Here is a 23,779-nt window from a genome sequence, read left to right on the forward strand (position 1 = left end):
CTGTCGTGGATATCTCATGAAGCAAGCGGCGGCGTTCTCGGGATCAGCGACATCGCGTCCCAGGCACGGTTTGACATTCCGCAAGTACGTGTCGGTGCTGGCCGGTACTGTCCTCTTGCATGAATGCCGAAGAGCGTTGCGCCCCGATGTCGAGGGCGAGGTGGGCTTCAGGTCATGCCGATCGGAGACGCGACCATGAGCATCATCTTCCGCATCCTCTTTGTCCTTGCCGGCGCGATCACCGCGCTGTTCGTCGCCCGTGATGCCCTGAACTTCACCATCATCCAGACCTTCGTCGCCGTCCTGCTCGTGACGGCCATCGTGGGGGCTGGAAGTCTCTGGAGCCTGCGGCGGAAGACGTGAGCAAGGAAGTAAGCGGCGGTTCGGCCGGGCTGAGCGAAGCCGAGGCCCGGCTGCGACTGCAACAGGACGGTTACAACGAACTGCCTCGGCCCGAACGGCGCACTCCGCTGCGCATCGTTCTCGAGGTGTTGCGCGAGCCGATGCTCGCACTCCTTCTTTTCGGCGGGCTGATTTACCTCCTGCTCGGCGACCTCCGCGAGGCGCTGCTGCTGCTGGCATTCGGTGCCATCTCCGTCGTGATCACGATCGTGCAGGAAACCCGCACCGAACGCGTGCTGGAAGCGCTGCGAGAGCTGACCAGTCCGCGAGCGCTCGTAGTCAGGGACGGGGAGCGGCAGCGGATCGCGGGCCGGGACGTCGTCCGTGGCGATCTTCTCGTCCTGGCCGAAGGCGATCGGGTTCCGGCAGATGCGTTGCTCGTCAGCACGCGCGATCTGGCGGTCGACGAGTCGCTGCTGACCGGAGAGTCGGTCCCGGTGCGCAAGCAGGCCCCCAAGATGGCGGCTCCCGAAGCCGCTTTGGCCGAGCATCGCCCGGGCGGCGACGATCAGCCTTTCGTGTATTCGGGCTCACTGGTGGTGCGGGGCGAGGGCTTGGCCGAGGTCGAGGCCACCGGCCCTCGCAGCGAGATCGGGAAGATCGGGCTGTCGCTGCATGGCTTGCAGACAGAGCGGCCGCGGTTGCAACAACAGACCGCACGGCTGGTGCGGCTTTGCTTTCTCGGCGGCGTGGCGATCAGCCTGGCCGCGGTCCTGCTTTACGGGACATTGCGCGGGGATTGGCTGCAGGCGCTGCTCGGCGGCATCGCAATCGGCATGTCCATGTTGCCTGAGGAGTTTGCCGTCGTCCTCACGGTGTTCATGGCCATGGGCGCCTGGCGCATTTCGAAGGCGCGCGTGCTGACGCGGCGCGCTGCCGCGATCGAGGTGCTTGGCTCCGCCACGGTGCTGTGTACCGACAAGACTGGCACGCTGACGCAGAACCGGATGTCGGTTGCGGAACTGAGGCTGCGCGACGGGACGAGCTTGCGCATTGCCTCGTCGCAGCCTGCTCCTGTGGGCGCAGAGTTTTTCGAGCTGGCGCGTTGCAGCGTTCTGGCGAGCTCGCCGGAACCGTTCGACCCGATGGAGAAGGCCCTGCATACGTTCGTGCAGGCGAATCTGCCGAAGGCTGAGGAAGCCGGTGGCGTCCCGACCTTGATCCGCAGCTACGGCCTGCGGCCCGAGCTGCTGGCGATGACCCAGGTTTGGCGATTGCCGCGTCGGCAGGACATCTTCGCCTCGGCGAAAGGTGCCCCCGAGGCGATTGCGCGCCTCTGCAAGCTGGATGGTGCGCAGCAGGCGGCGATGCGCGATTCGGTCGCGGCTATGGCGAAGAATGGTCTTCGCGTGCTGGGCGTTGCCGCGGCGACCTGCGACGGCGAGGTCCTGCCGACTTCACAGGAAGGCTTTTCGTTTCGCTTCCTCGGTCTCGTCGGGTTGGCCGATCCGCTTCGCCTTGGCGTCCCCGAGGCGGTCGGCGAATGCCGCTCGGCCGGCATTCGCGTCGTCATGATCACGGGCGACTATCCGGCGACCGCCATGGCGATCGCCGCGCAGGCCGGGCTCGACGTCAACGAGGTCATGACCGGCGAGCAGATCAAGCTCGCGGACGACAGCGAGTTGGAGGCGCGCGTCAAGAACGTGAACGTTTTCGCGCGAGTCCTGCCGGAGCAGAAGCTGCGGATCGTTCAGGCGATGAAGCGCAACGGTGAGATCGTTGCGATGACCGGCGACGGCGTCAACGATGCGCCGTCCCTGAAGGCTGCCCATATCGGGATTGCGATGGGCGGTCGCGGCACCGATGTCGCCCGCGAGGCCTCCTCGATCGTCCTGCTCGACGACGATTTCGGCTCCATCGTTGCATCGATCCGGCTGGGGCGCCGGATCTACGACAATCTCCGCAAGGCGATGGCTTTCATCTTCGCCGTCCACGTTCCGATTGCGGGGCTTGCCCTGCTTCCCCTGGTTTTCGGGCTGCCCCTGATTCTCGGTCCCGTTCACATTGCGTTTCTGGAGCTGATCATCGACCCCGTGTGCTCGCTCGTGTTCGAAGCCGAGCGGGAGGAACGCGATGTCATGACGCGCCCGCCGCGGCGCGCCGATGCGGAGCTGTTCTCGTGGCCGTTGGTCGGCTGGAGCGTTCTTCAGGGCGCGATGGCGTTTGCATTGATCGCCGCGATCTTCGTCGTCGCGCTTCGTTCCGGCATGCCTGCCGATGAGGCGCGCGCACTCGCCTTCATTGCGCTCGTCGTCTGCGTCGTCGCGCTGGTGCTGGTCAACCGGTCCTTCAGCGCGTCGTTCTTGTCTGCCTTCTTCCGCCCGAACCCGGCATTGCTCTGGATCTTCCTGTCGATCGCGCTCGTTCTCGCCACGGCCTTGTTCTGGCCGCCGGCGTCCAGCCTGTTTCGTTTTGGTCCCCTGCACCTGGACGATCTGATGGTCACGCTCGGCACGGGACTGCTGGTGCTCACGGTGCTCGAATTGCTGAAGCCGATCTGGGCGCGGCGGTTGCGGTTCTAGCCACCGTCCTGGGAGCCCGTCTTTGTCGAAGCCTCCACCCGGTGCGAATCATCCCTGCCACCAAGCATCCGATGCAACCAGCGCTCGACGCGGCGGCCGATCGTGAGCAGAACGAAGGCAAGGGCCAGCGCGACCAGGACAATCTTCCATTGCCCGATGCCGCACGCAATGCCGAGACAGGCGGCAAGGAAGGTGCAGGCCGCGCTGGTCAGGCCGCGCACGCGAAAACGTTCGCTCTCGTGGACGATGACGCCGGCTCCGACGAAACCGATTCCGGTCAGGATGCCTTGGATCACACGGCTCGCCGCATCGGTCATCTTGCCGGGCTCGGCAAATTGGACCGCAAGCAGCACGACGGTCGCAGTGGAGAGCCCGACGATACCGAGCGTCTTCAGCCCGATCGGCTTGCCGTGCAGGTCGCGGTCCAGGCCGATCGCGCCGCCGGCGAGCGTCGCGGCTCCGAGGCGCAGCAGAATTTCGGGCCAGTCCAGTTCGGTCATGTCTTGTCCGTCACGTCTTCGGCACTCGTGCGCAGGCTTGCCACGGTTAGGAAAGCCGGCTTCGAGCGGGCAAAACATAGTCCATGCGGGCGGCCGCCTCAATGTGCCGAGGTGCCCGCCACGCACTCAGTGTCGTCGCCCGACCTTGATCGGGCGATCCAGTATTCCAGAGACAGAACTGATTCAATCGAGAGGCCGCGGATTACTGGATGCCCCGGTCCCGTCTCCGCCAAGGCTACGCCGGGGCTACAAGAGTGCTCGGCACGCCGGAGCTTTGGCGAAGGCGGCAAGCCGGGGGCATGACAGCGGAATCTGTGGAAGTGGTGTCCGCGCCTTACCGCAGCGGCTTCTTCAGGAGCGAGAAGCGGTCCGGATCGAGCCCCATCGAGGGTTGCAGCAGCGGGGCCTCGACGTTGGAGAGCGTTTTGGCGGGCGGAGCCGAGAACACCGGATCGTTCGGCACGTCGCGCTGCGAGGTGGCGCCGCGCCAGCGCTCGAGCACGGCGCTGACGAAATGCATGTCGTGGCCGGAGGTGACGGACGGTACGCTCGAGATGGTGGCTTCGCCGCGCGGCAATTGATGCGGCGGCACCTCCTTGAAGCGCAAGCGGGTCGGCAGCGCGACGCCCTCGCCGAAGGCCAGCACTTCACGCGTGCCGAGGGAGGGCACGAAGGAGAGAAGGTTTGCGGCGGCGTCCGACACGGCGGCGCGCAGCAGCGTCTGGTCGCGCTCGTTGGCAAGACGCATCGTGAACAGCGTGTTGCATTGGGAGATGATGGTGGCGTCGAGCTCGGCCGGACGCTGGGTGATGAGGCCGAGATAGACGCCGTATTTGCGGCCTTCCTTGGCGATGCGCGACACAGCCTTGCGGGTTGGCCCGAAGCCGATGTTGCGGTCGGCGGAGGCGTAGCGATGCGCTTCCTCGCACACGAACAGCAGCGGCGAGACGCCGTCGCTCCACAGGCCGAAATCGAAGGCCATGCGACAGAGCACCGAGACGACGGAATCGATGACCTCGGCCGGGAAGCCGGCGAGCTGCATGACCGTCATCGGCTTGCCGTTCGCCGGGAGGCGGAACAGATGGCTGATGACTTCGGCCATGGTGTCGCCGCCGACATTGGCGTTGTCGAACATGAAGGTGTAGCGCGGGTCGTTGCGCACCGCCTCGATGCGCGAGATCAGCTTGTGATAGATGATGCGCGAGGAGCGGTTTTCCAGCTTTCCCATGCGCTCGTCGATCAGCGACATCAGGTCGACCAGGCGATAGGGCACCGGCGTGTCGACGGTGTAGCCGATCTGCTTGGGATCGATGCGCTTCAGGCCAATGCGGTCGGCGTTCTGGTACTGGGTGTAGACGCCCTTGGCAAGCGGGATCACCTCGGCCAGGATGTCGAGCTCTTCGGGCACGCCGGCGCGGCCGCCGAACAGCACGTCGACGATTTCCTCGAAATTGAACAGCCAGAACGGCAGCTTCAGGTTTCGCGGGTTGAGCACCAGCGCGCGGTCGCCGAAGCAGCGGCCATATTCGTTGTGGACGTCGAGCAGGAAGATACGCAGGTTCGGGCGCGCCTTCAGGATCTCGTTGAGCAGCAGTGACACGCCGGTGGATTTGCCGACGCCGGTCGATCCCAGCACCGCAAAATGCTTGGACAGCATTTCCTCGACATCGACATAGGCGACGACCGAGCGGTCCTGCTGGAGGAAACCGACATTGATCTGGTCCGAGCCGGTCGGCGCGTAGATCGTGCGCAGCTCCTGGCTGGTGATCAGGTCGACAGCATCGCCGATGGTCGGATAGTTGGTGACGCCGCGCTGGAATTTCGGCTTGTCGCTGGCGTTGAGGATCTCGCCGAGCAGGTCGACCGAGGCGACCGCGATGTAGTTGTCGCTGCTCGACAAATTCTCGCAGGATACCTCGGTGATCATCGCGACGATGACCGAGCTGGCGCTGCGGATGCTGACGAAGCGGCCCACGGTCGCCCGAACTTCCGAGATGGGCATCTGGCTTTCCGCCAGCAGCCCGACCCGGGCGAGCGATCCGCGAACCGAAATCACGCGTCCAAAGGATGTCACGATCAATGAACCTGGCAAGAGCGAGGGATTTGCCCTGGACTATGCGCGGCCGTGGCTGGACAAACGGTTAAGCGGCAGGCGCGGCCGCTTCGTTAAATCCGCGACAATTCGGCCAGGAGCTTTGTTCCGATTGCCCATCTATGGGCGGAAACGGCGGGAAAATGCTGCAATTCCAGATCATTGGAGCCCAAAGAGCAAGTTTAGGAAGATTTTACCATCCGGCCGGTCAGCCCGCCGTTGGAGGAATATGGGTGTTTGTGCCGCGAACTTGATGCGGTTCAGGACAGCGTTGATTTGTTGACGAGACCTAATCATTTGTACATTAGTACAAATGAACCGGCGGCTTCAGTGCCGCCTTCGGTCGGGGCGGCGTGTTGCAGCCCTACACCCGATCGCGCGATCCGGCCCGGCGGATCGCTAGCTGTGCTGGAGGACAACATGCAGCCCGAACCGATGCTCGATCTTGCCCATCTCGGTCATATGGAGCTGCTGACTCCCAAGCCCGATGAGAGCCTGAAATTCTTCGTCGACGTCATGGGCATGACCGTCAGCGGCCAGAAGGGCGAGTCGGTCTATTTGCGCGGCTGGGACGATTACGAGCGGTATTCGCTCAAGCTCACCGCGTCGAGGACCTCGGGCATGGAGCACATGGCGCTCCGCGCGCGCAGCCAGCAGGCGCTGGAGCGGCGCGTCGCCGCGCTGAAAGGATCCGGCTTCGACATCGGCTGGATCGACGGCGACATGGGGCAGGGCCCGACCTTCCGCTGCCGCGATCCCGACGGTCACATCGTCGAGCTCTACTACGAGACCGAATGGTATCAAGCTCCGCCGGAGCTGAAGCCTGCGCTGAAGAACCAGGCGCAGCGCTTTCCCGCGCGCGGCGTCAATGTCCGCCGCCTCGACCATCTCAACTGCCTCGCCGTCGACATCAAGGCCAATCGAGAGTTCTTCGAAAATTACCTCGGCTGCCGCCTCACGGAGCAGATCGTGCTCAATGACGGCCGCGAAGCTGCGATGTGGCTGACAATGTCGAACAAGAGCTACGATTTTGCCTATTCGCTCGACCATTCCGGCGTGCCGGGCCGCTTCCACCACGTCACCTACGCGCTCGACAGCCGCGAGGAGATTCTTCGTGCGGCCGACATCTTCCTGGAGAACGGCATCCACATCGAGACCGGACCGCACAAGCACGCGATTCAGCAGACCTTCTTCCTCTACGTCTACGAGCCCGGCGGCAACCGCGTCGAGGTCGCCAATGCCGGCGCGCGCCTCATTCTCGCGCCCGACTGGAAGCCGATCGTGTGGACCGAGGAGGAGCGCAAGAAAGGCCAGGCCTGGGGATTGAAGACGATCGAGTCCTTCCACACCCACGGCACGCCGCCGGTGGAGGCGAAGAAGCACGGCTAGAGTTAAAGCTGAGCTGGGAGAGGTCTGAGCAAGCGCCTCGTCCTTCGAGACGACCGCTTCGCGGTCTCCTCAGGATGAGGCCAAGCGGCAGCTTTGCCTTATTGAACTGCTGTCAGGCACTACGTCCTCATCCTGAGGGCCCGCCGCAGGCGGGCGTCTCGAAGGATGGCCGCAGGCGAGCTTTCAGCCACGCCTTCCTTCGTCTTACCTCAGTGCGCCGACGCGCGCACCCGCGCGATCGTTTCGCGCACGCCGGTCCAGGCCGGCTTGTCCGGCGCGAACTGTCTGCGCAGGAAGGTGACGAGCTCCTCGATTTGCGCATCGCTCATGCTGTTCCTGAACGCCGGCATGTAGCCGAGATCGCTCGTTACAGGTTCGGCAATGCCCTGCAGGATCACCTGCACGAGATTGTCCGACGTCGCGCTATGCAGATTGCTGTTGAGTGCGAGCGAAGGACGTCTGCCGAACAGCGGCAGGCCTCCGACCTCGTGGCAGACGGCGCAGGCGCCCTGATAGAGGCGCGCACCGGTGGAAGAGGCGACGGTGACCTGCGTTGCGCTCTCGAGCTTCGTTGCAAGAGCAGGCGCATCGGCCGCGGCGTCGTTGAAGGAGTTGAGATAGACCGCCATCGCACGGATGTCTTGATCGGGCAGGGCCTTGAGGTCCCTGACGACAGGCGCCATCGGACCGGCGGCGACGCCGTGATAGCGCGAATGGCCGGTGCGCAAATAGGCGAACAGCTCGTCCTCGCTCCACGGGATCGGCGCGTGCGACAGCGAGGTCAGCGGCGGTGCCTCCCAGCCTTCGGCGAAACCGCCAGCGAGATAGGCATTGCGCTGCTCGGCGCCGAGCGCGTTGCGCGGCGAATGGCAGCCGCTGCAATGGCCGAGACCTTCGACGAGATAGGCACCGCGATTCCACGCTTCTGACTTTGCGGGATCGGACTTGAACTCGCGTGTGTGGTGGAAAAGCGCATTCCACCCGGAAAGCAGCGGCCGGAAATTGTAAGGGAAGGCGAGCTCGTTCGCCGGCGCCGTCGCGCGCACCGCAGGCTGCGCCATCAGGTAGGCATAGAGCGCCTGCATGTCGGCATCGCCAGCCTTGGCGAAATGCGTGTAGGGAAAGGCGGGATAGAGCTGCCGCCCGTCGCGATGCAGGCCGTCGCGCATCGCGCGCTCGAAGGCGGGATAGGACCAGGCGCCGATGCCGGTCTCAACGTCGGGCGTGATGTTGGTGCTGTAGATGATGCCGAACGGCGTCTCCAGCGCGCGGCCGCCGGCGTTGAGCACGCCATTGATCGTGGTGTGGCATTCCGCGCAGTTGCCGAGCGCCGCAAGTTGTTGGCCGCGTGCAATGGTTGCCGCGGAATAAACCGATGCATCCGGTCGTGCGATCGGCGCAATGGCGCGCCCCGGGAGCAGTGATGCACCGATGCCGATCGCGGCGGTGCAGACCGCCGCGACCGCGGCGAAGATGCCGGCGCGCTTCGCGAACGGATTTTCCCAGATGCGGGACGGAGGCGAGGCCGCGGGCGCGGGCAGGGGCTGCGGCACGGGCGATGTTTCACCGCGAAGCCCCTTCAGGATGCGTTCCGGTGTAAACGGCGGCTCGCGAAAGCGCACCCCGGTGGCATCGAAGATTGCGTTCGCAATCGCCGCCGCGCTCGGCACCGAGGCAGACTCGCCGACGCCGAGCGGCGGCTGATCCTGACGCGGCAGCATCAAGACGTCGATCTCCGGCACGTCGGGGAAGGGGATGATCGGATAGGCGCCCCATTCCCGCGCCGCCACGGCGCCGCGCTCGAACGAAACCTCTTCCATCAGCGCGCGGCTGGTGGACTGGATGACGTTGCCGTGGATCTGGTGGCGCACGCCGTCCGGGTTGATCATCAGGCCGGAGTCCTGGCCCGCGACCACGCGGGTCACGCTGACGTCGCCCGTCGTCTTGTTCACGGCAACGTCGGTGATCCAGGCCGACCACGCCGCGCCATAGCCGGGAAATTTGCTGTGGACATAGAGCGCATAGGCAAAGCCGCGCCCATGCACGATTTCGCCGTCCTTGTCCCGCCTCACAGGGCGTGGCGTCCAGCCGGCGCGCTCGGCCACTGCATTGACGAGATCGACCGCGCGCTGGTCTTTCAGGTAGCGCAGGCGATATTCGATCGGGTCGACGCCGGCCTCGGTGGCGGCCTCGTCGATAAAAGATTCGTGCGCGAAGGTGTTCGGCAGCGCGGAGACGCCGCGAAACCAGGAGGCGCGCACGATCGGCGCCATGTCGTGGGCGACGACGCGCATGTGGTCGTAGTCATAGGGCGGGATCGCGGTGCGGTCGCCCATCTGAAGCACCACGGGATCCGGGGAAATCCGTCCCGTGAGTAGCAGGGCCAGGGTCGGGGCGGCGTTCGAGGGATAGCGCGTGGCAAGGTCGTAACCGGCAACGCCGCCGTCCGCATTCAGCCCGCCATTGACGTCGATGAGCTGCGCGGTGCCCTTGGGCTCCCAGGCGTGCTCCTGCTCGCGTGTCAACTGTACGCGGACGGGACGGCCGACCGCGCGCGACAGCAGCAGCGCGTCGGCCGTGACGTCGTCGGCGCAGTTGCGGCCGTAGCAGCCCGCGGCCTCCAGGCGGACGACCTCGATCTCGCTCTCGGGCCGCTCGATCAGGAGCGCAAGGTCGCTGCGCAGCACGTGTGGATTCTGCGTGCCCGACCAGACCCTGATGTTGCCGTCCTGAAAATCGGCAACGGCGCAGGACGGGCCGATCGAGGCGTGCATCTGATACGGCCAGACATAAGTACGCTGCATCGGCTTGGTCGCGCCGGCGATGGCCGCGCTGACATCGCCCTTGTCGATCAGCGTGCGCGGCGTCGATGGATTGGCGCGCAGCGCGGTCTCGACGTCGGAAAGATCGGTGAGGGTCGGCGTCGGCTTCCAGCTTACCTTGAGCTGCTCCGCCGCACGGATCGCATTCTCCTCGCGCTCGGCGACGACACCGACGAAGTCGCCGATGCGCACCACTGCCACGAGGCCGGGAACGTTGCGGACCGATGCTTCGTCGACCGCGATCAGGCTGGTGCCGACGAACGGGCCGGCATCGACACCAGAATAGGGCGGGCGCACCACGCGGCCATGCAACATGCCCGGCACGCGGATGTCATGGACGAAGGTCAGCTCGCCCATGGCCTTGGCCGGCAGGTCGACGCGCGGGACGGCTTGGCCGACGATGGCGTAATCGCCGACCGGTTTGACCGCGACATCGTCAGCAAGCTCGAGCCTGATCTCTTCGCCACCGATCAGCTCGCCGTAGCTGACGCTGCGATTATCGTGCCCGCGGACGAGGCCGTCTTCGATCCTGAGGTCGGTGGCCGGAAGCTCGAGCCGCTCGGCCGCGCGCGCGATCAGGAAGTGCCGCGCTTGCGCCGCGGCCTTGCGCAGGGGGACGGCGGTGATCTGGATGGTCTCGCTCGCGATGGTCGCGCCCTGGTTCGGCACCAAAGCGGTGTCGCCGAGCACCACGACGACGCGCGCAAAGGACACGTCGAGCTCTTCGGCGACGATCTGGCCGAGTGCCGTGCGAATGCCGGTGCCGAGATCGACATGGCCGTTATAGGCCGTGACCGATCCGTCGGCGGCGATCCGCACGAAGGTCTCGGATGTGACCTCGTCCACGGTGCGGACGACGACGAGCGAGCCGGGTGAACGCTCAGCTCCGTTCGAAACAGGGAAGGCCATCAATCCGCGGCCTCGGTGAGCTGGCCCGACGCCCGCATCACGGCGCGGAGGATTTCGACATGGGTGCCGCAACGGCAGAGATTATAGCGCAACGCCGCCAGCGCCTCCTGTTCGGTCGGTCGCGGGTTGATCGCGAGCAACGCCTTGGTGGTCATGATCATGCCGTTGAGGCAGTAGCCGCATTGCGCGGCCTGCTCGTCGATGAAGGCCTGCTGCACCACATCGGGCTTGTCGCGCGTGCCGAGCCCTTCGAGCGTCACGATGTCACGGCCGACGCAGCCGCTGACGGGAATCACGCAGGAGCGCGCTGCCGCGCCATCGATCAGGACAGTGCAGGTGCCGCATTCGCCGAGGCCGCATCCATATTTCGGGCCGTTGAGACCGAGATCGTTGCGCAGCACGTAGAGCAGCGGCGTCTCCGGCGCCGCGGCGATCTCGTGGATCCTGCCGTTCACGGTGAGGCGGATCGGTGTCTGCGTCATCCTCATTCTCAAGCTCGCGGCAATTGCTGCCAAATCTCGACCGCGACGATACCGTTTGTACACAAACGTGCAAGCCATGCATGCCGCACTGCAGCGCGACTGCCTTCTTTGTGGACAGTGCGGATAGGCAAATGAGGTTTTATGCGGCAGCTGTATCTTTTGCACTGCACCGCCGCTTGACAGCCGGAGGGGAGCGCGCGCAACATCGTTCGTATACGAATGATAACCGCGGTCCTGCTGGCTTCGACATGGTGACTGAAACAACGAACGCCGCCATCGACAAGATCCGCTGCGATGCTTGTCCGGTGATGTGTTACATCAAGCCGGGCGCAGCGGGTGCCTGCGACCGCTACGCCAACCACGACGGCAAGCTCGTCCGCGTCGATCCGCACGTGATCCTGGAGCGCACCGTCTCGCATGGCGGCAAGCTGGTCCCGTTCAGCCGAACGGAAGATTGGGACGGCAAGATCGTCCACGAACCCTCGACCTTCGTCACCGCGATCGGCGCGGGCACGACCTATCCCGACTACAAGCCGGCGCCCTTCATCGTCTCAGCTGAGGTCGACGGCGTCGACATGGTGACAGTGGTCACCGAGGGCATCTTCTCCTATTGCGGCGTCAAGGTGAAGATCGACACCGACCGCTATCTCGGGCCGGAGACCGCGACCGTGCGCGCGCAGGGCGAGGCAGTCGGCCACGTCACCACCAGCGAATACGGCTCGCAGATGCTGTCGCTCGGCGGCGTGCATCACCTGACCGGCGGCTCCAAGAAGGAGGGCCGCGTCACCTGCGATACGCTGATGGACCTCGCCAATTGCAAGGCGGTCGAGCTCACCATCGACGGCGGCGCCACCGTGGTGGTGCAGGCCGGCGAGCCGCCTGTCGTCAACGGTATCAGGGAAGAGCGCATGCGGGTCGGCTGCGGCTCGGCGACGATCGGCATGTTCGCAAAACAATGGCACGGCAAGGTCGACGAGGTCGTCGTGGTCGACGATCACATCACCGGGGTGCTCTCGGAGCATCAGGCCGGCAAGCTGCTCGACATCGCCGACACCGGCATCAAGATGAAAGGCCGGCGTTCGACGCCCGGCCGCTATTTCCAGGTCGCCGATCCCGGCACGGGGTGGGGCGGCACCAACATTTCCGATCCGCTGGCGATCCTCGGGCCGTTCGATCCCAAAGAAGCAAAGCCCGGTCTGACCATGCTGATGGTGTCCACGACCGGCGAGCACTCGTCCTACTACGTGCTCGACGAGGCCTTGAAGCCGGTCGAGACCGAGATGCCTGCCGATCTGAAGTTCTCGGTCGAGCGCATCCAGGAGAATTGCGAACCGGCGCTGTGCACGGTGCTGTTCATGGCCGGCGCCGGTGGTTCCTTGCGCGCCGGCGTCACCGACAATCCGGTGCGGCTGACGCGCTCGGTGAAGGATGCTCTGACGCGCGTCACCAGCGGCGGCGCGCCGGTCTATGTCTGGCCCGGCGGCGGCATCACCTACATGGTCGATGTCACCCAGATGCCGGCGGGTGCGTTCGGCTATGTGCCGACGCCGGCGCTGGTCGCGCCGATCGAGTTCACGATGAAGCTGTCTGATTACGCGGCGCTCGGTGGCCACATGGATTACGTAAAGCCGCTGTCCGACGTGCAGAACGGCGAGGATGTCCGGCAGTTGCCCTGGCAGAGCCCCATTCCAGGACCTCGGGCATGACGAGGCTGCCGCAAATCGCATTGCTGTCTGATGGCCGGCGGCTGCATTTGCAGGATGGACCGATTGACCTGATCGTTGAGGCGAGGGGGCGCACAGACGCGGTGCGAGCGGCCTATGAGGCTGCGGCGCGGCGGTTCACCGGGCTGCTTGACGAGCTCTGCGTGGAGCTGCCGGAGCTGCGCGCTGCTGCGGAGGAGCGCACCTCGCTGAGGGGCGTGGTGGCGTGCCGGATGCACGCGGCGGTGGCGCCCTTTGCCGCTGATTGCTTCATCACGCCGATGGCCGCCGTCGCCGGCAGCGTGGCGGAGGAGATCCTCGGCGCCATGCTGGGCGCTGCGACGCTCGATCGGGCCTATGTCAACAATGGCGGCGACATCGCCCTTCATCTGGGCAAAGGCGAGAATTTCTCGATTGGACTGATGGATCGTCCCGATCGTGACGGCGTGATACGAGCCATGAGGGTCGATGCGGATGACCAGGTCGGGGGCGTCGCGACCAGCGGGCGGCACGGCCGCAGCTTTTCGCTCGGGATTGCCGATGCGGTGACGGTGCTGGCCGCGACGGCTTCACAGGCCGATGCCGCGGCGACGGTGATTGCCAACGCCGTCGATCTGCCGGGGCATCCTGCCGTCGTCAGGCAACCGGCCTGCGAGCTTCAGCCCGACAACGATCTCGGCGCGCGTCTTGTCACCCGAAATGTCGGTCAATTGTCACAGGATGAGATCACTGCCGCCCTCGATTCTGGCGCGGAATGTGCACGTCAATTGTTCGATCGCGGATTGATCGAGGGTGCCGTATTGCAGCTTTGTGGTGATATGCTTGTCATCGGACCTAAGGATATAGAAGAGCAACGAACGCGCCCGCGTCTGCTGGAGAGCGCGGTTGGTGCCTGAACAGGGAAGCGAAACATGAGCGCGATCATCCGCAAGATCGTCACAGTCGTCGAAGAGACGCAGATGGAGATGGGGCGCCAGGTCTCGCCGCCGACCCGGCGTGCCGCAGCCATTGCCGTGATCGAAAATCCTTTCGCTGGACGATATGTCGAGGACCTCTCGCCGTTGATCGCGATCGGCGAGGAGCTCGGCGAGCTCTTGTCGAAGCGCGCGGTGGCGGCGCTCGGTATCGACGGCGCGAAGGCGCAGAGCTATGGCAAGGCCGCGGCCGTCGGCGAGAACGGCGAATTGGAACACGCCGCCGCGATCCTTCACCCGAAAATGGGAGCGCCGGTGCGTAAAGTCCTGAGCAAGGGCGCAGCGTTGATCCCGTCGTCGAAGAAGCGCGGCGGGCCCGGCACGACGCTGGACATTCCGCTCGGGCACAAGGACGCGGCCTTCGTGCGCAGCCATTTCGACGGCATGGAAGTTCAGATCAACGACGCGCCGCGCGCCAACGAGATCATGGTCGCCGTCGCTGTCACCGACAGCGGGCGCCCGTTGCCGCGCGTCGGTGGGCTCACGGTTGCGGAGATCAAGGGCGAAGACGGTCTGAGATAGGGTTTGAACCGGGGAGGTGGGCACAGCTTCCCCGACAAGGTCACGCTGAAGACGTAGAGTTCAAAACTGGAGGTTGGGATGCGAGCGAGAAACACTTTTGTGGGAGCGGCCTTCGCGCTTCTGGCGGGCGGCATGGCTCATTCGGCGATGGCGCAGGACATCAAGATCGGTGAGATCAACAGCTACTCGCTGCTGCCGGCCTTCACCGACCCGTACCGCAAGGGCTGGCAGCTCGCGGTCGAGGAGGTCAACGCGGCCGGCGGCATCAATGGCAAGAAGCTCGTGGTCATCTCCAAGGACGACGGCGGCAAGCCGGCGGACGCGCAGACAGCGGCCAACGAGCTGGTGTCGAGCGAAGGGGTTGCGATGCTCGCGGGCACGTTCCTGTCCAATATCGGCCTTGCTGTCAGCGACTTCGCTAACCAGAAGAAGGTGTTCTTCCTCGCGGCCGAGCCGCTGACGGATGCCGTCACCTGGTCCAAGGGCAACAAATACACCTTCCGCCTGCGCCCCTCCAACTACATGCAGGCGGCGATGCTGGTCGAGGCTGCCGCCAAGCTGCCCGCCAAGCGCTGGGCGACGATCGCGCCGAACTATGAATACGGCCAGTCGGCGGTCGCGGTGTTCAAGAAGCTGATGTCGGAGAAGCGTCCGGACATCCAGTGGGTCGACGAGCAATGGCCGCCGCAGGGCAAGATCGACGCAGGTCCCGTGGTGCAGGCGGTTGCCGCCGCCAACCCGGAAGCGATCCTCAACGTCACCTTCGGCGCTGATCTCGTCAAGCTCGTGCGCGAAGGCAACACCCGCGGCCTGTTCAAGGGCCGTGAGGTCGTCTCGTTCCTGACCGGCGAGCCCGAATATCTCGATCCGCTCAAGGACGAGACGCCCGAGGGCTGGATCGTCACCGGTTACCCCTGGTACTCGATCAAGACGCCCGAGCATGACGCGTTCCTGAAGGCGTACCAAGCCAAGTATAACGACTATCCGCGTCTTGGCTCGATCGTCGGCTACCAGACCATCAAGTCGGCGGCTGCGATCCTGGCGAAGGCCGGCTCGAGCGATCCGGAGAAGCTGATCGCTGCGGCAGAAGGCCTCTCCGTGCCGTCGCCGTTCGGGGAGATCACCTTCCGCAAGATCGATCACCAATCGACACTCGGTGCCTTCGTCGGCAAGACCGCGCTGCAGGACGGCAAGGGCGTGATGGTGGATTCGTCCTACAAGAAGGGCGCGGACTACCTGCCAAGCGACGCGGAAGTTCAGAAGCTGCGGCCGAAGGATTGAACTCCGCTGCCGTAGGGTGGGTTAGCCGAAGGCGTAACCCACCACGGTCTGCATCCGCAGAACCAGAGGAGGTGGGTTACGCCGAGCAGATGCGCTTCGCGCATCTGCAGGACTAACCCACCCTACGAAGCTCTCTCTCCCCGCACGGGATGAGATGCAACACCCAACCCGGACCGCCGATGGCCTTTTACGTCGTACAGTTTCTGACCGGTCTCGCCAGCGCGGCGTCGCTGTTCCTGGTGGCCTCGGGCCTGTCGATCATCTTCGGCGTGACGCGGATCGTGAATTTCGCGCATGGCGCTTTCTACATGATCGGCGCGTATATTGCCTTCACGCTGACTGAGCGCCTGTCGGGTGCCTTCGGCTTCTGGGGCGGCATCGTGCTGGCGGCGCTCGCCGTGGCGCTGATCGGCGTCATCGTCGAAATGGTGCTGCTCCGCCGGATCTACCATGCGCCCGAATTGTTCCAGCTGCTCGCGACCTTTGGCCTAACCTTGATGGTCGAGGATCTTGTCGTGCTGATCTGGGGGCCCGACGATCTTGTCGGCCGCCGCGCGCCTGGCTTCAAGGGCGCCATCGATTTCTTCGGCCAGAACATCCCGAGCTACGATCTGTTCCTGATCGTGCTCGGACCGGTCGTGCTCGGCATCCTCTGGCTGCTGTTTCAGCGCACGCGCTGGGGCGTCCTGGTACGGGCCGCGACGCAGGACCGCGACATGGTCGCAGCGCTCGGCGTCAATCAGAAATGGCTGTTCACATCGGTGTTCGCGGTCGGCGTCTTCCTGGCCGCCCTCGGCGGCGCGCTCCAGATCCCGCGTGACGCCGTTCACCACGCGATGGACCTGCGCATCATCGTCGAGGTCTTCGTCGTGGTCGTGATCGGCGGCCTCGGCAGCATCATCGGCGCCTTCGTTGCCGCGGTGCTGGTCTCCGAGCTCAATGCCTTCGGCATCCTGATCTTCCCGAAAATCTCCATCATCCTGGTCTTCCTCGTGATGGCGGCGGTGCTGATCGTGCGGCCCTGGGGTCTGTTCGGCAAGCCGGAGGCGCCCGCGCGCAAGACGCCGGGGCTCACCGTCAATCCGTGGCGGCCGTTGACGTCCAATGAGCGGCTGGCCGCACTTGCGGCGCTGGTCATCGCGGCGACGCTGCCGCTGTTTGCCGGCAACTACGCGCTGACCGTTGGCTCGGAGATCGCGATCTTCGTGATCTTCGCCGTCAGCCTGCACTTCCTGATGTCGGTCGGCGGGCTCGCGTCCTTCGGCCACGCCGCCTATTTTGGCCTCGGTGCGTACGGCGTCGCGTTCCTCGCCAAGATGGCGGGGCTGCCGATGGTCGCCTGTCTGCTGCTCGGCCCGTTGCTCGGCTGCATGGGCGCTGCCGTGTTCGGCTTCTTCGCCGTGCAGCTCTCCGGTGTCTACTTTGCGATGCTGACGCTGGCCTTCGCCCAGATTGTCTGGTCGATCGCGTTCCAATGGGTGAGCGTCACCGGCGGCGACAACGGCATATTGGGCGTCTGGCCGGAAAAGTGGGCGGCTAGCCCGTCGCATTTCTATTGGCTGGCGCTCGGCGTTGCGGCGCTGGTGACCATCGCGCTGCGCGCCATGGTGTTCTCGCCGTTCGGCTATGCGCTTCGTGCGACGCGCGACTCGCTGCTGCGCAGCGAAGCGATCGGCATCAACGCCAAGCGCATCCAGTGGACGGCTTTCGTGATCGCCGGCACGACCGCCGGCATCGGCGGTGCGCTGTTCGCGTATCTGAAGGGCAGCGTCTTCCCCGACAATCTCGGCATCTCGCTGTCGGTCGATGCGCTGGTCATGGTGCTGCTCGGCGGCGTCGAGACGGTGTCGGGCGCGGTGATCGGCGCCATCGTCTACAAGGCTCTGAACATCTGGCTGGTCAGCCAGACCGATCTGTCGAAGCTCGTGCTCGGCGGCTTCATCGTGCTGATCGTCGTCGTCTTCCCCAAGGGCATCGTCGGCATGCTGGAAACGTTGGCGCAGCGCCGCCGGAAGTCATCGCCGCCGGGATCTCCCCTGCTTGCCAAGCCGATCGAGTCCGCCGAATGAGCGTTGCACCCCCACTTCTCGCGGTCGAAGGTCTGACCAAATCCTATGGCGGCATCCACGCCGTGCGCGGGGTGTCGTTCTCGCTGCGGGCCGGCGAAATCCTGGCGCTGATCGGGCCGAACGGCGCGGGAAAAAGCACCTGCTTCGACATGCTCAATGGCCAGAACCAGCCTGATACCGGCCATGTTCGCCTGCTCGGCGAAGAGATCACCGGCAGAAAGCCGCGCGAGGTTTGGCGGCTCGGCGTCGGGCGCACCTTCCAGATCACCGCGACCTTCGCCACCATGACCGTGCGCGAGAACGTGCAGGTTGCGCTGATCTCCTACGGGAAGCAGCTGTTCAGTCTGTTCGGTTCGGCACCCAAGTTCGACCGCGACGAAGCCGGCCGTCTGCTCGAACTGGTCGGCATGGGCGGTTATGCGGATCGCCCCTGCGGCGAGCTTGCCTATGGCGACCTGAAGCGGCTCGAGCTTGCGGTGGCGCTCGCCAACCAGCCGAAGCTCTTGCTGATGGACGAGCCGACCGCCGGCATGGCGCCGCGCGAGCGTGTCGATCTGATGCGGCTCACGGCTCGAATCGCGCGGGAAAAATCGATCGGCGTGCTCTTCACCGAGCACGACATGGACGTGGTGTTCGAGCATGCCGACCGCATCATCGTGCTCAACCGCGGCGCGCTGATTGCCGAGGGCTCGCCGGCGGAGGTGCGCGGCAATCCGCAAGTGCAGGCGGTCTATCTCGGCGAGGGTCTCGTCTACGACGCCCGCCATCGTGAGGGAGCCTCAGCATGAAGCTGGCGGTGCAAGGCCTCAACAGCCACTACGGCCCGGCGCATATCCTGTTCGACATCGGCTTCGAGGTCGGGGAGGGCGAGGTGGTGGCGCTGCTCGGCCGCAACGGCGCCGGCAAGTCGACCACGTTCCGCTCGATCGTCGGTCTCGTCGCGCAGCGCTCGGGCCGCATTGTGTTCGAGGGCAAGGACGTCTCGCTGCGTCCGACCCATGAGATCGTGCGCGAAGGGCTCGGCTATGTGCCGGAGGAACGGCGCATCTTCACCGACCTGACGGTGGAGGAGAATCTCGAAGTCGGCCGCCAGCCGAAGCGTCCGAACGCGCCGCACTGGACCCGCGAGAAGCTGTTCGCGCTGTTTCCCAATCTCGGTGAGATGAAGAACCGTCCCGGCGGCCGCATGAGCGGTGGCGAGCAGCAGATGCTGACGATTGCCCGCACGCTGATGGGCAATCCCTCGCTGGTGCTGCTCGACGAGCCCTCGGAAGGCCTGTCGCCGAAGATCGTGGAGCAGATGGTCGATGCCATCCTGACCATGAAGAAGGAGGGCGTCAGCATCGTCGTCTCCGAGCAGAATCTGCATTTCGCGCGGCTGATCTCCGACCGCGCCTACATCATCGAGCGCGGCCGCATCTGCTTCGGCGGCACCATGGCCGAGCTTGACGCGCGTCCCGACATCCGCGACGCGCATCTGTCGTTGTAAGGGCAAAGGGAAGGGCTGCGAGCGGATGGCGAGAAGCGTCACGGCGAAGAAGAGCATCAAACCGGGAAAACCGCCTTACGTGCTCGACGAGCAGGTCGGCTTCATCCTGCGTCAGGTCTGGCAGCGCCACAGCTCGATCTTCTCCCGCGACATCGGCACCAATCTGACCCCGACGCAATGGGCGGCGCTGTCGAAGCTCGCCGAGACCGGTCCGTGCTCGCAGAACCAGCTCGGCCGGCTGACGGCGATGGATGTCGCGACCATCAAGGGCGTGATCGACCGCCTGACAGCGCGTGGCCTGACCGAGACCAGTCAGGACCCCGGGGACGGACGGCGTCTGCTTGTGAGCCTGACGCGCGCTGGCCAGCAGCTGGCGGAAAAGCTCGCGCCCAATGCGCTCGCCATTACCCGCGAGACCCTGGCGCCGCTCGACGCCAAGGAGCGCGAGACGTTGATGGCGCTGTTGAATAAGCTGCGGTAGCGACAGTGCCGTAGGGTGGGCAAAGCGAAGCGTGCCCACGATTCTTCCTCAAATTGAGGATGGTGGGCACGGCACTTCGCGCCGTTGCCCACCCTACGGCACTGTTTCCGTGGTTTACTTCGCCACCACTTCCGGCACTTTCCCTGCCGGCGGGGTGTTGCGGCTGCGCTGGGTGCGCACGATGCCGTCGATGATGGTCATGCCGATGCCGGGGAGGTCGCCGAGCTGGACGCTCTCCAGGATGTTCTTGCCGGGCGAGTGCTGCGCCTTGTCCATGATGACGAAGTCGGCGGAGCGGCCGACTTCGATCAGGCCGCAATCGAGCTGCCGCATCCGCGCGGTGTTGCCGGTGGCCAGACAAAACGCGATCTCCGCCGGCAGCTCGCCGAGCGAGGACAACATCGAGACCATGCGCAGGATGCCGAGCGGCTGCACGCCGGAGCCGGCCGGCGCGTCGGTGCCGAGGATGACGCGGTGCAGATCGCCCATCTCGCGCGCGGTGCGCAGCGTGAACAGGGCCGAACGTTCATTGCCGTTGTGCACGAGCTCGAGCCCGCGCTTGCAGCCCTCGCAGATGCAGCGGATCTGGTCGTCGGGCAGCGCGGTGTGCCCGCCGTTGATGTGGCCGACCACGTCGGTGTCGGCTTCCAGCACCACGTCCTTGTCGATCAGGCCGGAGCCGGGGATCGAGGGGCCGCCGGTGTGAATCGTGCTTTGGATGCCGTATTTGCGCGCCCAGCCCACCATCTTGCGCGCGGTCGGGCCGTCCTTGACGCCGCCGAGGCCGACCTCACCGAGCAGCTTGACGCCGTTGGCGGCCATCTCCTTGAAGTCTTCCTCGACCATCTCGCATTCGATCACCGGCGCGCCGGCATGCACCTTCACGCCGCCGGGGCGCAGGGTCCAGAACGCGCGCTGGGCGAACACGGCCATCGCCTTCAGGCCGACCACGTCGCGGGGGCGGCCTGGCATGTGCACTTCGCCCGCGGAGATCATGGTGGTGACGCCGCCATGGAGGTAGCTGTCGATCCAGTTGGTCTGGTTCTGGCGCGGCGTCCAGTCGCCGGCGACGGGGTGGACGTGACTGTCGATCAGGCCCGGCGCCACCGTGGTGCCCTGGGCGTCGACGATGGTGGTCGCGCCTTCGATGTCGACGTCCTTGAAGCGGCCGATCGCGGTGATCTTGCCGTTCTCGGCGACGATGGTGTCGCCGTCCAGGATCGGCTTTTCCAAAGCGCCGGACAGGATCAGGCCGATATTCCGGATCACGAGCTTCGAGGGTCCGGTGGCCTGGGGTGCGTCATGCGCCATGGAAGGGGCTCCTTATTCCTAACTGCAACGCTTTCGATCTTGGGCAGCCTTGACCCCGGGATCAAGCAGGATTATTCATTAGTACACGAATGATCGTGTACAAACGACGCATAGCTGGCCCGCCTCGAAAACCGCATTGGAAGCGACAGGGAAGGTGAGATGAGCAATTTCAATCAGGAAAGCGTTTTGAGCGTCCACCACTGGACCGACACGCTGTTCTCCTTCAAGACCACCCGCAGCCCGACCTTCCGCTTCCGCAACGGCGAGTTCACCATGATCGGGCTCAAGGTCGGCGAGAAGCCGCTGCTGCGGGCTTACAGCGTCGCCAGCGCCAACTACGAGGACACGCTGGAGTTCTTCTCGATCAAGGTGCCGGACGGGCCGCTGACCTCGCGTCTCCAGCACTTGAAGGAAGGCGATGAGATCATTGTCAGCCGCAAGGCCACCGGCACGCTCGTGATCGACAATCTGGAGGAGGGGCGCAACCTCTACCTCATCGGCACCGGCACCGGCCTTGCGCCGTTCCTGAGCGTGATCAAGGACCCCGAGACCTACGAGCGGTTCGAGAAGGTCGTGCTGCTGCACGGGTGCCGGCACGTCAAGGAGCTCGCTTATGGCGAGATGATCACGCAGACGCTGCCGAAGGACGAGCTGATCGGTGAATACATCCGCGAACAGCTGATCTACTATCCGACCGTGACGCGCGATCCCTTCCGTAACCGGGGCCGCATCACCGACCTCATCACCTCGGGCAAGCTGTTCGCCGATATCGGCCTGCCGGCCCTGGAAGCCGCCCATGATCGCGTCATGATTTGTGGCAGCCCGGCGCTGGTGGCGGACACCCGCGTGCTCCTGGGCGAGCGAGGCTTCGTCGAGGGCAATCACGGCGAGCCGGCCCAGTTCGTGGTCGAAAAGGCCTTCGCCGAGCGCTAAGTCCGCAGAAAGACCGTATTTTTGCCCTCGGGCGGGCGTTGCGGCGCCGATTCGGCGCTTGATACACTGTGGGAGCGAATCAGCGGAGTTCCCACATGGTTGCGGACAGCGACAGCAACATCGCCTGGCACCGGGTCCAGTTGAAGAAGAACCGCGCCGAGTTGAAGGCGGTGGAGACCGCGCGCTTCACGATGGGCGAGATCGCCTCGTCGAAGCGGAACGGCCAGACCCAGAAGACCATCGCGGAACTCAAGCGCAAGATCGCGCAGTCCGAGCGCGTGATCGCCGATCACGACAAGCGCACCCGCCGTCCGCTCGCAACTGACCTGCAGAGCCTCAGCAACGGCAGTTGGAGCCATTGGGACGCCTACACCCAGCAGCAGCGCAAGACTGGCCAGCGTTCGCCGGGACGTGGATAGCGCGTTTCGTTCGCAGCCGGCGAGGAGCAGCCCCCCTTGTACCGGCCGCCCTCCGCACCATCTGGGTGAGACGCCAGCAATCAGTCCGGTGATCCCATGAGCGTGCGCCTCGATTTCACTAGCGAGGCCTTCTTTCGCGATCCGCCCAAGGCCATTGCGACGTTGCGCAGGTCCGGCCCCGTGGTCGCGACGCGCTTCCCTCTGATCGGCGACGTCTGGATCACCACGACCCATGACGCCACCGCGCAAGTCCTGAAGGACGGCGCGACCTTCACGTTGCGCAAGGAAGATGGCGACGTCGCCGGTCTGCGCTGGTGGATGCCGCGATACGTCAGGACCATCGCCAACAACATGCTGACGATGGACGAGCCTGACCATACCAGGCTGCGCAGCATCGTGGACGAAGCCTTTCGCCGCCGCGCGATCGTGGCGATGGAGCCTCGCATCCGCGTCATCGCCGACGGTCTCGCCGACGAGCTGTTCGCGAATGGAAGTCCGGCCGATCTCGTTCAGCGCTACGCACGTATCCTCCCGCTCGCGGTGATCTCCGAGCTCCTGGGCCTGCCGTTGGCGGATCGTCCGCGGTTCATCGCCTGGGCCAACGAGATGTCCTCGCTGACCAATGTCGTCAGTTTCTTCCGACTGCTATTCGCGTTCCGCAAGATGCGCACCTATCTCGAACGCCAATTGCAGATCGCGCGCGAACGGGGCGGCGAGGGCCTGATTGCCGAATTGATCCAGGTTGAGCGCGAGGGCGGCCAAATCACGCCGGATGAAATGGTCTCGATGGTCTTTCTGCTGCTCGCGGCGGGATCAGAGACCACCACGCATCTCATCAGTGGTGCCGCCTACGAGCTGCTCAGAAGTCCGGACTTGCGCGATTGGCTCGAGCAGGACTGGAGCCGTATCGGGCTTGCGGTGGAGGAGTTCCTGCGCTTCGTCTCGCCGGTGCAGTTCTCCAAGCCGCGCTATGTACGGCGGGATGTCGAGGTCGATGGCGTACGTTTGAAGAAGGGCGATCGTGTCATGGTGATGCTCGCCGCCGCGAACATGGATCCGGCGGTGCACGATCGTCCCGAAAGCCTCGATCTCGAACGCAAGCCGAACCGTCACATCTCGTTCGGGACAGGAATCCATTTCTGCCTCGGCCATCAACTCGCGCGCATCGAGGCGGCTTGCGCGCTGGAAGCGCTGTTCGTGCGCTGGCCACGACTTGGCTTGGCTGTCGATCCCGCCGAGGTCCGCTGGCGCAAGCGGCCAGGCTTGCGTGCGATCGCGAAACTTCCCGTCACGGCCGAGGGCCGCGGAACACGGACGAGTGCGCGTAACGAAGCAAGCATCGATCGTTCCCTGACCGCGGCGAATTGACACCAGCGGGCGTCCCTGCGGAAAATCTTTGGCGAGCGGGATCAATCCGGAACGGTGTGCCGTTCGTCCTTGTTGTCACGGGCACATCGGACGCGCCGACGGTTCCATGGC

Annotated in this window: 19 protein-coding genes; 14 read left to right on the plus strand and 5 right to left on the minus strand. The window is 65.0% G+C overall.

Annotation, left to right across the window (positions count from 1 at the left end; translation table 11 throughout):
• The first annotated feature begins 195 nt into the window (after positions 1-195).
• A complete protein-coding gene (locus UNPA324_RS35140) occupies positions 196-363 on the plus strand; it encodes a hypothetical protein (RefSeq protein WP_164936628.1) in 168 nt (55 codons plus the stop codon).
• Positions 360-2,924, plus strand: a complete 2,565-nt coding sequence (locus tag UNPA324_RS14805) for a cation-translocating P-type ATPase (protein WP_141934984.1) — start codon at positions 360-362, stop codon at positions 2,922-2,924. Before UNPA324_RS35140 ends, UNPA324_RS14805 begins: the two co-directional genes overlap by 4 nt.
• On the opposite strand, the gene UNPA324_RS14810 is transcribed toward UNPA324_RS14805, so the two are convergent.
• Positions 2,921-3,424, minus strand: a complete 504-nt coding sequence (locus UNPA324_RS14810; RefSeq protein WP_128922421.1) for an MgtC/SapB family protein — start codon at positions 3,422-3,424, stop codon at positions 2,921-2,923. The genes UNPA324_RS14805 and UNPA324_RS14810 overlap by 4 nt on opposite strands.
• A 334-nt stretch (positions 3,425-3,758) precedes the next feature.
• The gene (locus tag UNPA324_RS14815; protein WP_128922420.1) at positions 3,759-5,498 is read right to left on the minus strand and encodes an ATP-binding protein; all 1,740 of its coding nucleotides are present in this window, start codon (positions 5,496-5,498) and stop codon (positions 3,759-3,761) included.
• A gap of 438 nt (positions 5,499-5,936) precedes the next feature.
• Here UNPA324_RS14815 and UNPA324_RS14820 point away from each other — a divergent pair, with 438 nt between their 5' ends.
• Positions 5,937-6,905, plus strand: a complete 969-nt coding sequence (locus UNPA324_RS14820) for a catechol 2,3-dioxygenase (RefSeq protein ID WP_141934985.1) — start codon at positions 5,937-5,939, stop codon at positions 6,903-6,905.
• A gap of 209 nt (positions 6,906-7,114) precedes the next feature.
• Here UNPA324_RS14820 and UNPA324_RS14825 read toward each other — a convergent pair whose 3' ends face one another.
• Together UNPA324_RS14825 and UNPA324_RS14830 are read right to left on the minus strand one after the other, a co-directional pair.
• Positions 7,115-10,636, minus strand: a complete 3,522-nt coding sequence (locus UNPA324_RS14825; RefSeq protein ID WP_141934986.1) for a molybdopterin cofactor-binding domain-containing protein — start codon at positions 10,634-10,636, stop codon at positions 7,115-7,117.
• A complete protein-coding gene (locus UNPA324_RS14830) occupies positions 10,636-11,118 on the minus strand; it encodes a (2Fe-2S)-binding protein (RefSeq protein ID WP_128922417.1) in 483 nt (160 codons plus the stop codon). Before UNPA324_RS14830 ends, UNPA324_RS14825 begins: the two co-directional genes overlap by 1 nt.
• A gap of 248 nt (positions 11,119-11,366) precedes the next feature.
• Here UNPA324_RS14830 and UNPA324_RS14835 point away from each other — a divergent pair, with 248 nt between their 5' ends.
• From UNPA324_RS14835 to UNPA324_RS14870, 8 genes are all read left to right on the plus strand, one after another.
• Entirely contained in the window at positions 11,367-12,824 is a 1,458-nt protein-coding gene (locus tag UNPA324_RS14835; RefSeq protein WP_141934987.1) for a 6-hydroxynicotinate reductase, read from the plus strand.
• Positions 12,821-13,717 (plus strand): UPF0280 family protein, encoded by an 897-nt coding sequence (locus tag UNPA324_RS14840; protein ID WP_141934988.1) that lies wholly within the window; start codon positions 12,821-12,823, stop codon positions 13,715-13,717. The genes UNPA324_RS14835 and UNPA324_RS14840 overlap by 4 nt, the downstream gene beginning before the upstream one ends.
• Before the next feature lie 15 nt (positions 13,718-13,732).
• A complete protein-coding gene (locus tag UNPA324_RS14845) occupies positions 13,733-14,317 on the plus strand; it encodes an amino acid synthesis family protein (protein ID WP_141934989.1) in 585 nt (194 codons plus the stop codon).
• A gap of 78 nt (positions 14,318-14,395) precedes the next feature.
• A complete protein-coding gene (locus UNPA324_RS14850; protein WP_141934990.1) occupies positions 14,396-15,598 on the plus strand; it encodes an ABC transporter substrate-binding protein in 1,203 nt (400 codons plus the stop codon).
• A 179-nt stretch (positions 15,599-15,777) separates the two neighbouring features.
• Entirely contained in the window at positions 15,778-17,667 is a 1,890-nt protein-coding gene (locus UNPA324_RS14855; RefSeq protein WP_141934991.1) for an ABC transporter permease, read from the plus strand.
• On the plus strand, positions 17,664-18,455 hold the full coding sequence (locus tag UNPA324_RS14860; protein ID WP_141934992.1) for an ABC transporter ATP-binding protein: 792 nt from the start codon (positions 17,664-17,666) through the stop codon (positions 18,453-18,455). Before UNPA324_RS14855 ends, UNPA324_RS14860 begins: the two co-directional genes overlap by 4 nt.
• On the plus strand, positions 18,452-19,156 hold the full coding sequence (locus UNPA324_RS14865) for an ABC transporter ATP-binding protein (RefSeq protein ID WP_141934993.1): 705 nt from the start codon (positions 18,452-18,454) through the stop codon (positions 19,154-19,156). The genes UNPA324_RS14860 and UNPA324_RS14865 overlap by 4 nt, the downstream gene beginning before the upstream one ends.
• A gap of 25 nt (positions 19,157-19,181) precedes the next feature.
• On the plus strand, positions 19,182-19,637 hold the full coding sequence (locus UNPA324_RS14870; RefSeq protein ID WP_128922409.1) for a MarR family winged helix-turn-helix transcriptional regulator: 456 nt from the start codon (positions 19,182-19,184) through the stop codon (positions 19,635-19,637).
• 114 nt (positions 19,638-19,751) lie between these two features.
• On the opposite strand, the gene UNPA324_RS14875 is transcribed toward UNPA324_RS14870, so the two are convergent.
• Positions 19,752-20,948 (minus strand): amidohydrolase family protein, encoded by a 1,197-nt coding sequence (locus UNPA324_RS14875; RefSeq protein WP_128922408.1) that lies wholly within the window; start codon positions 20,946-20,948, stop codon positions 19,752-19,754.
• Between the two features lie 159 nt (positions 20,949-21,107).
• Between UNPA324_RS14875 and UNPA324_RS14880 the strand changes: the two genes are divergently transcribed.
• The 3 genes from UNPA324_RS14880 (at position 21,108) to UNPA324_RS14890 (ending at position 23,668) form a co-directional block, all read left to right on the plus strand.
• Positions 21,108-21,881 (plus strand): ferredoxin--NADP reductase, encoded by a 774-nt coding sequence (locus UNPA324_RS14880; protein WP_128922407.1) that lies wholly within the window; start codon positions 21,108-21,110, stop codon positions 21,879-21,881.
• A 95-nt stretch (positions 21,882-21,976) separates the two neighbouring features.
• Complete coding sequence (locus UNPA324_RS14885) at positions 21,977-22,300, plus strand: hypothetical protein (protein WP_128922406.1); 324 nt, start codon at positions 21,977-21,979, stop codon at positions 22,298-22,300.
• Positions 22,301-22,396: 96 nt separating this feature from the next.
• A complete protein-coding gene (locus UNPA324_RS14890) occupies positions 22,397-23,668 on the plus strand; it encodes a cytochrome P450 (protein ID WP_141934994.1) in 1,272 nt (423 codons plus the stop codon).
• Positions 23,669-23,779 lie beyond the last annotated feature (111 nt).

The sequence above is a fragment of the Bradyrhizobium sp. UNPA324 genome, from assembly GCF_006658635.1.
Taxonomy (GTDB): Bacteria; Pseudomonadota; Alphaproteobacteria; order Rhizobiales; family Xanthobacteraceae; genus Bradyrhizobium; species Bradyrhizobium nanningense.

Excerpts from the sequence above, each read along its gene's own strand:
- UNPA324_RS35140 (WP_164936628.1), top strand. The coding sequence starts at position 196 with ATGAGCATCATCTTCCGCATCCTCTTTGTCCTTGCCGGCGCGATCACC.
- UNPA324_RS14810 (WP_128922421.1), bottom strand. The coding sequence starts at position 3,424 with ATGACCGAACTGGACTGGCCCGAAATTCTGCTGCGCCTCGGAGCCGCG.
- UNPA324_RS14820 (WP_141934985.1), top strand. The coding sequence starts at position 5,937 with ATGCAGCCCGAACCGATGCTCGATCTTGCCCATCTCGGTCATATGGAG.
- UNPA324_RS14825 (WP_141934986.1), bottom strand. The coding sequence starts at position 10,636 with ATGGCCTTCCCTGTTTCGAACGGAGCTGAGCGTTCACCCGGCTCGCTC.
- UNPA324_RS14830 (WP_128922417.1), bottom strand. The coding sequence starts at position 11,118 with ATGACGCAGACACCGATCCGCCTCACCGTGAACGGCAGGATCCACGAG.
- UNPA324_RS14835 (WP_141934987.1), top strand. The coding sequence starts at position 11,367 with ATGGTGACTGAAACAACGAACGCCGCCATCGACAAGATCCGCTGCGAT.
- UNPA324_RS14840 (WP_141934988.1), top strand. The coding sequence starts at position 12,821 with ATGACGAGGCTGCCGCAAATCGCATTGCTGTCTGATGGCCGGCGGCTG.
- UNPA324_RS14845 (WP_141934989.1), top strand. The coding sequence starts at position 13,733 with ATGAGCGCGATCATCCGCAAGATCGTCACAGTCGTCGAAGAGACGCAG.
- UNPA324_RS14850 (WP_141934990.1), top strand. The coding sequence starts at position 14,396 with ATGCGAGCGAGAAACACTTTTGTGGGAGCGGCCTTCGCGCTTCTGGCG.
- UNPA324_RS14855 (WP_141934991.1), top strand. The coding sequence starts at position 15,778 with ATGGCCTTTTACGTCGTACAGTTTCTGACCGGTCTCGCCAGCGCGGCG.
- UNPA324_RS14860 (WP_141934992.1), top strand. The coding sequence starts at position 17,664 with ATGAGCGTTGCACCCCCACTTCTCGCGGTCGAAGGTCTGACCAAATCC.
- UNPA324_RS14865 (WP_141934993.1), top strand. The coding sequence starts at position 18,452 with ATGAAGCTGGCGGTGCAAGGCCTCAACAGCCACTACGGCCCGGCGCAT.
- UNPA324_RS14870 (WP_128922409.1), top strand. The coding sequence starts at position 19,182 with ATGGCGAGAAGCGTCACGGCGAAGAAGAGCATCAAACCGGGAAAACCG.
- UNPA324_RS14875 (WP_128922408.1), bottom strand. The coding sequence starts at position 20,948 with ATGGCGCATGACGCACCCCAGGCCACCGGACCCTCGAAGCTCGTGATC.
- UNPA324_RS14880 (WP_128922407.1), top strand. The coding sequence starts at position 21,108 with ATGAGCAATTTCAATCAGGAAAGCGTTTTGAGCGTCCACCACTGGACC.
- UNPA324_RS14885 (WP_128922406.1), top strand. The coding sequence starts at position 21,977 with ATGGTTGCGGACAGCGACAGCAACATCGCCTGGCACCGGGTCCAGTTG.
- UNPA324_RS14890 (WP_141934994.1), top strand. The coding sequence starts at position 22,397 with ATGAGCGTGCGCCTCGATTTCACTAGCGAGGCCTTCTTTCGCGATCCG.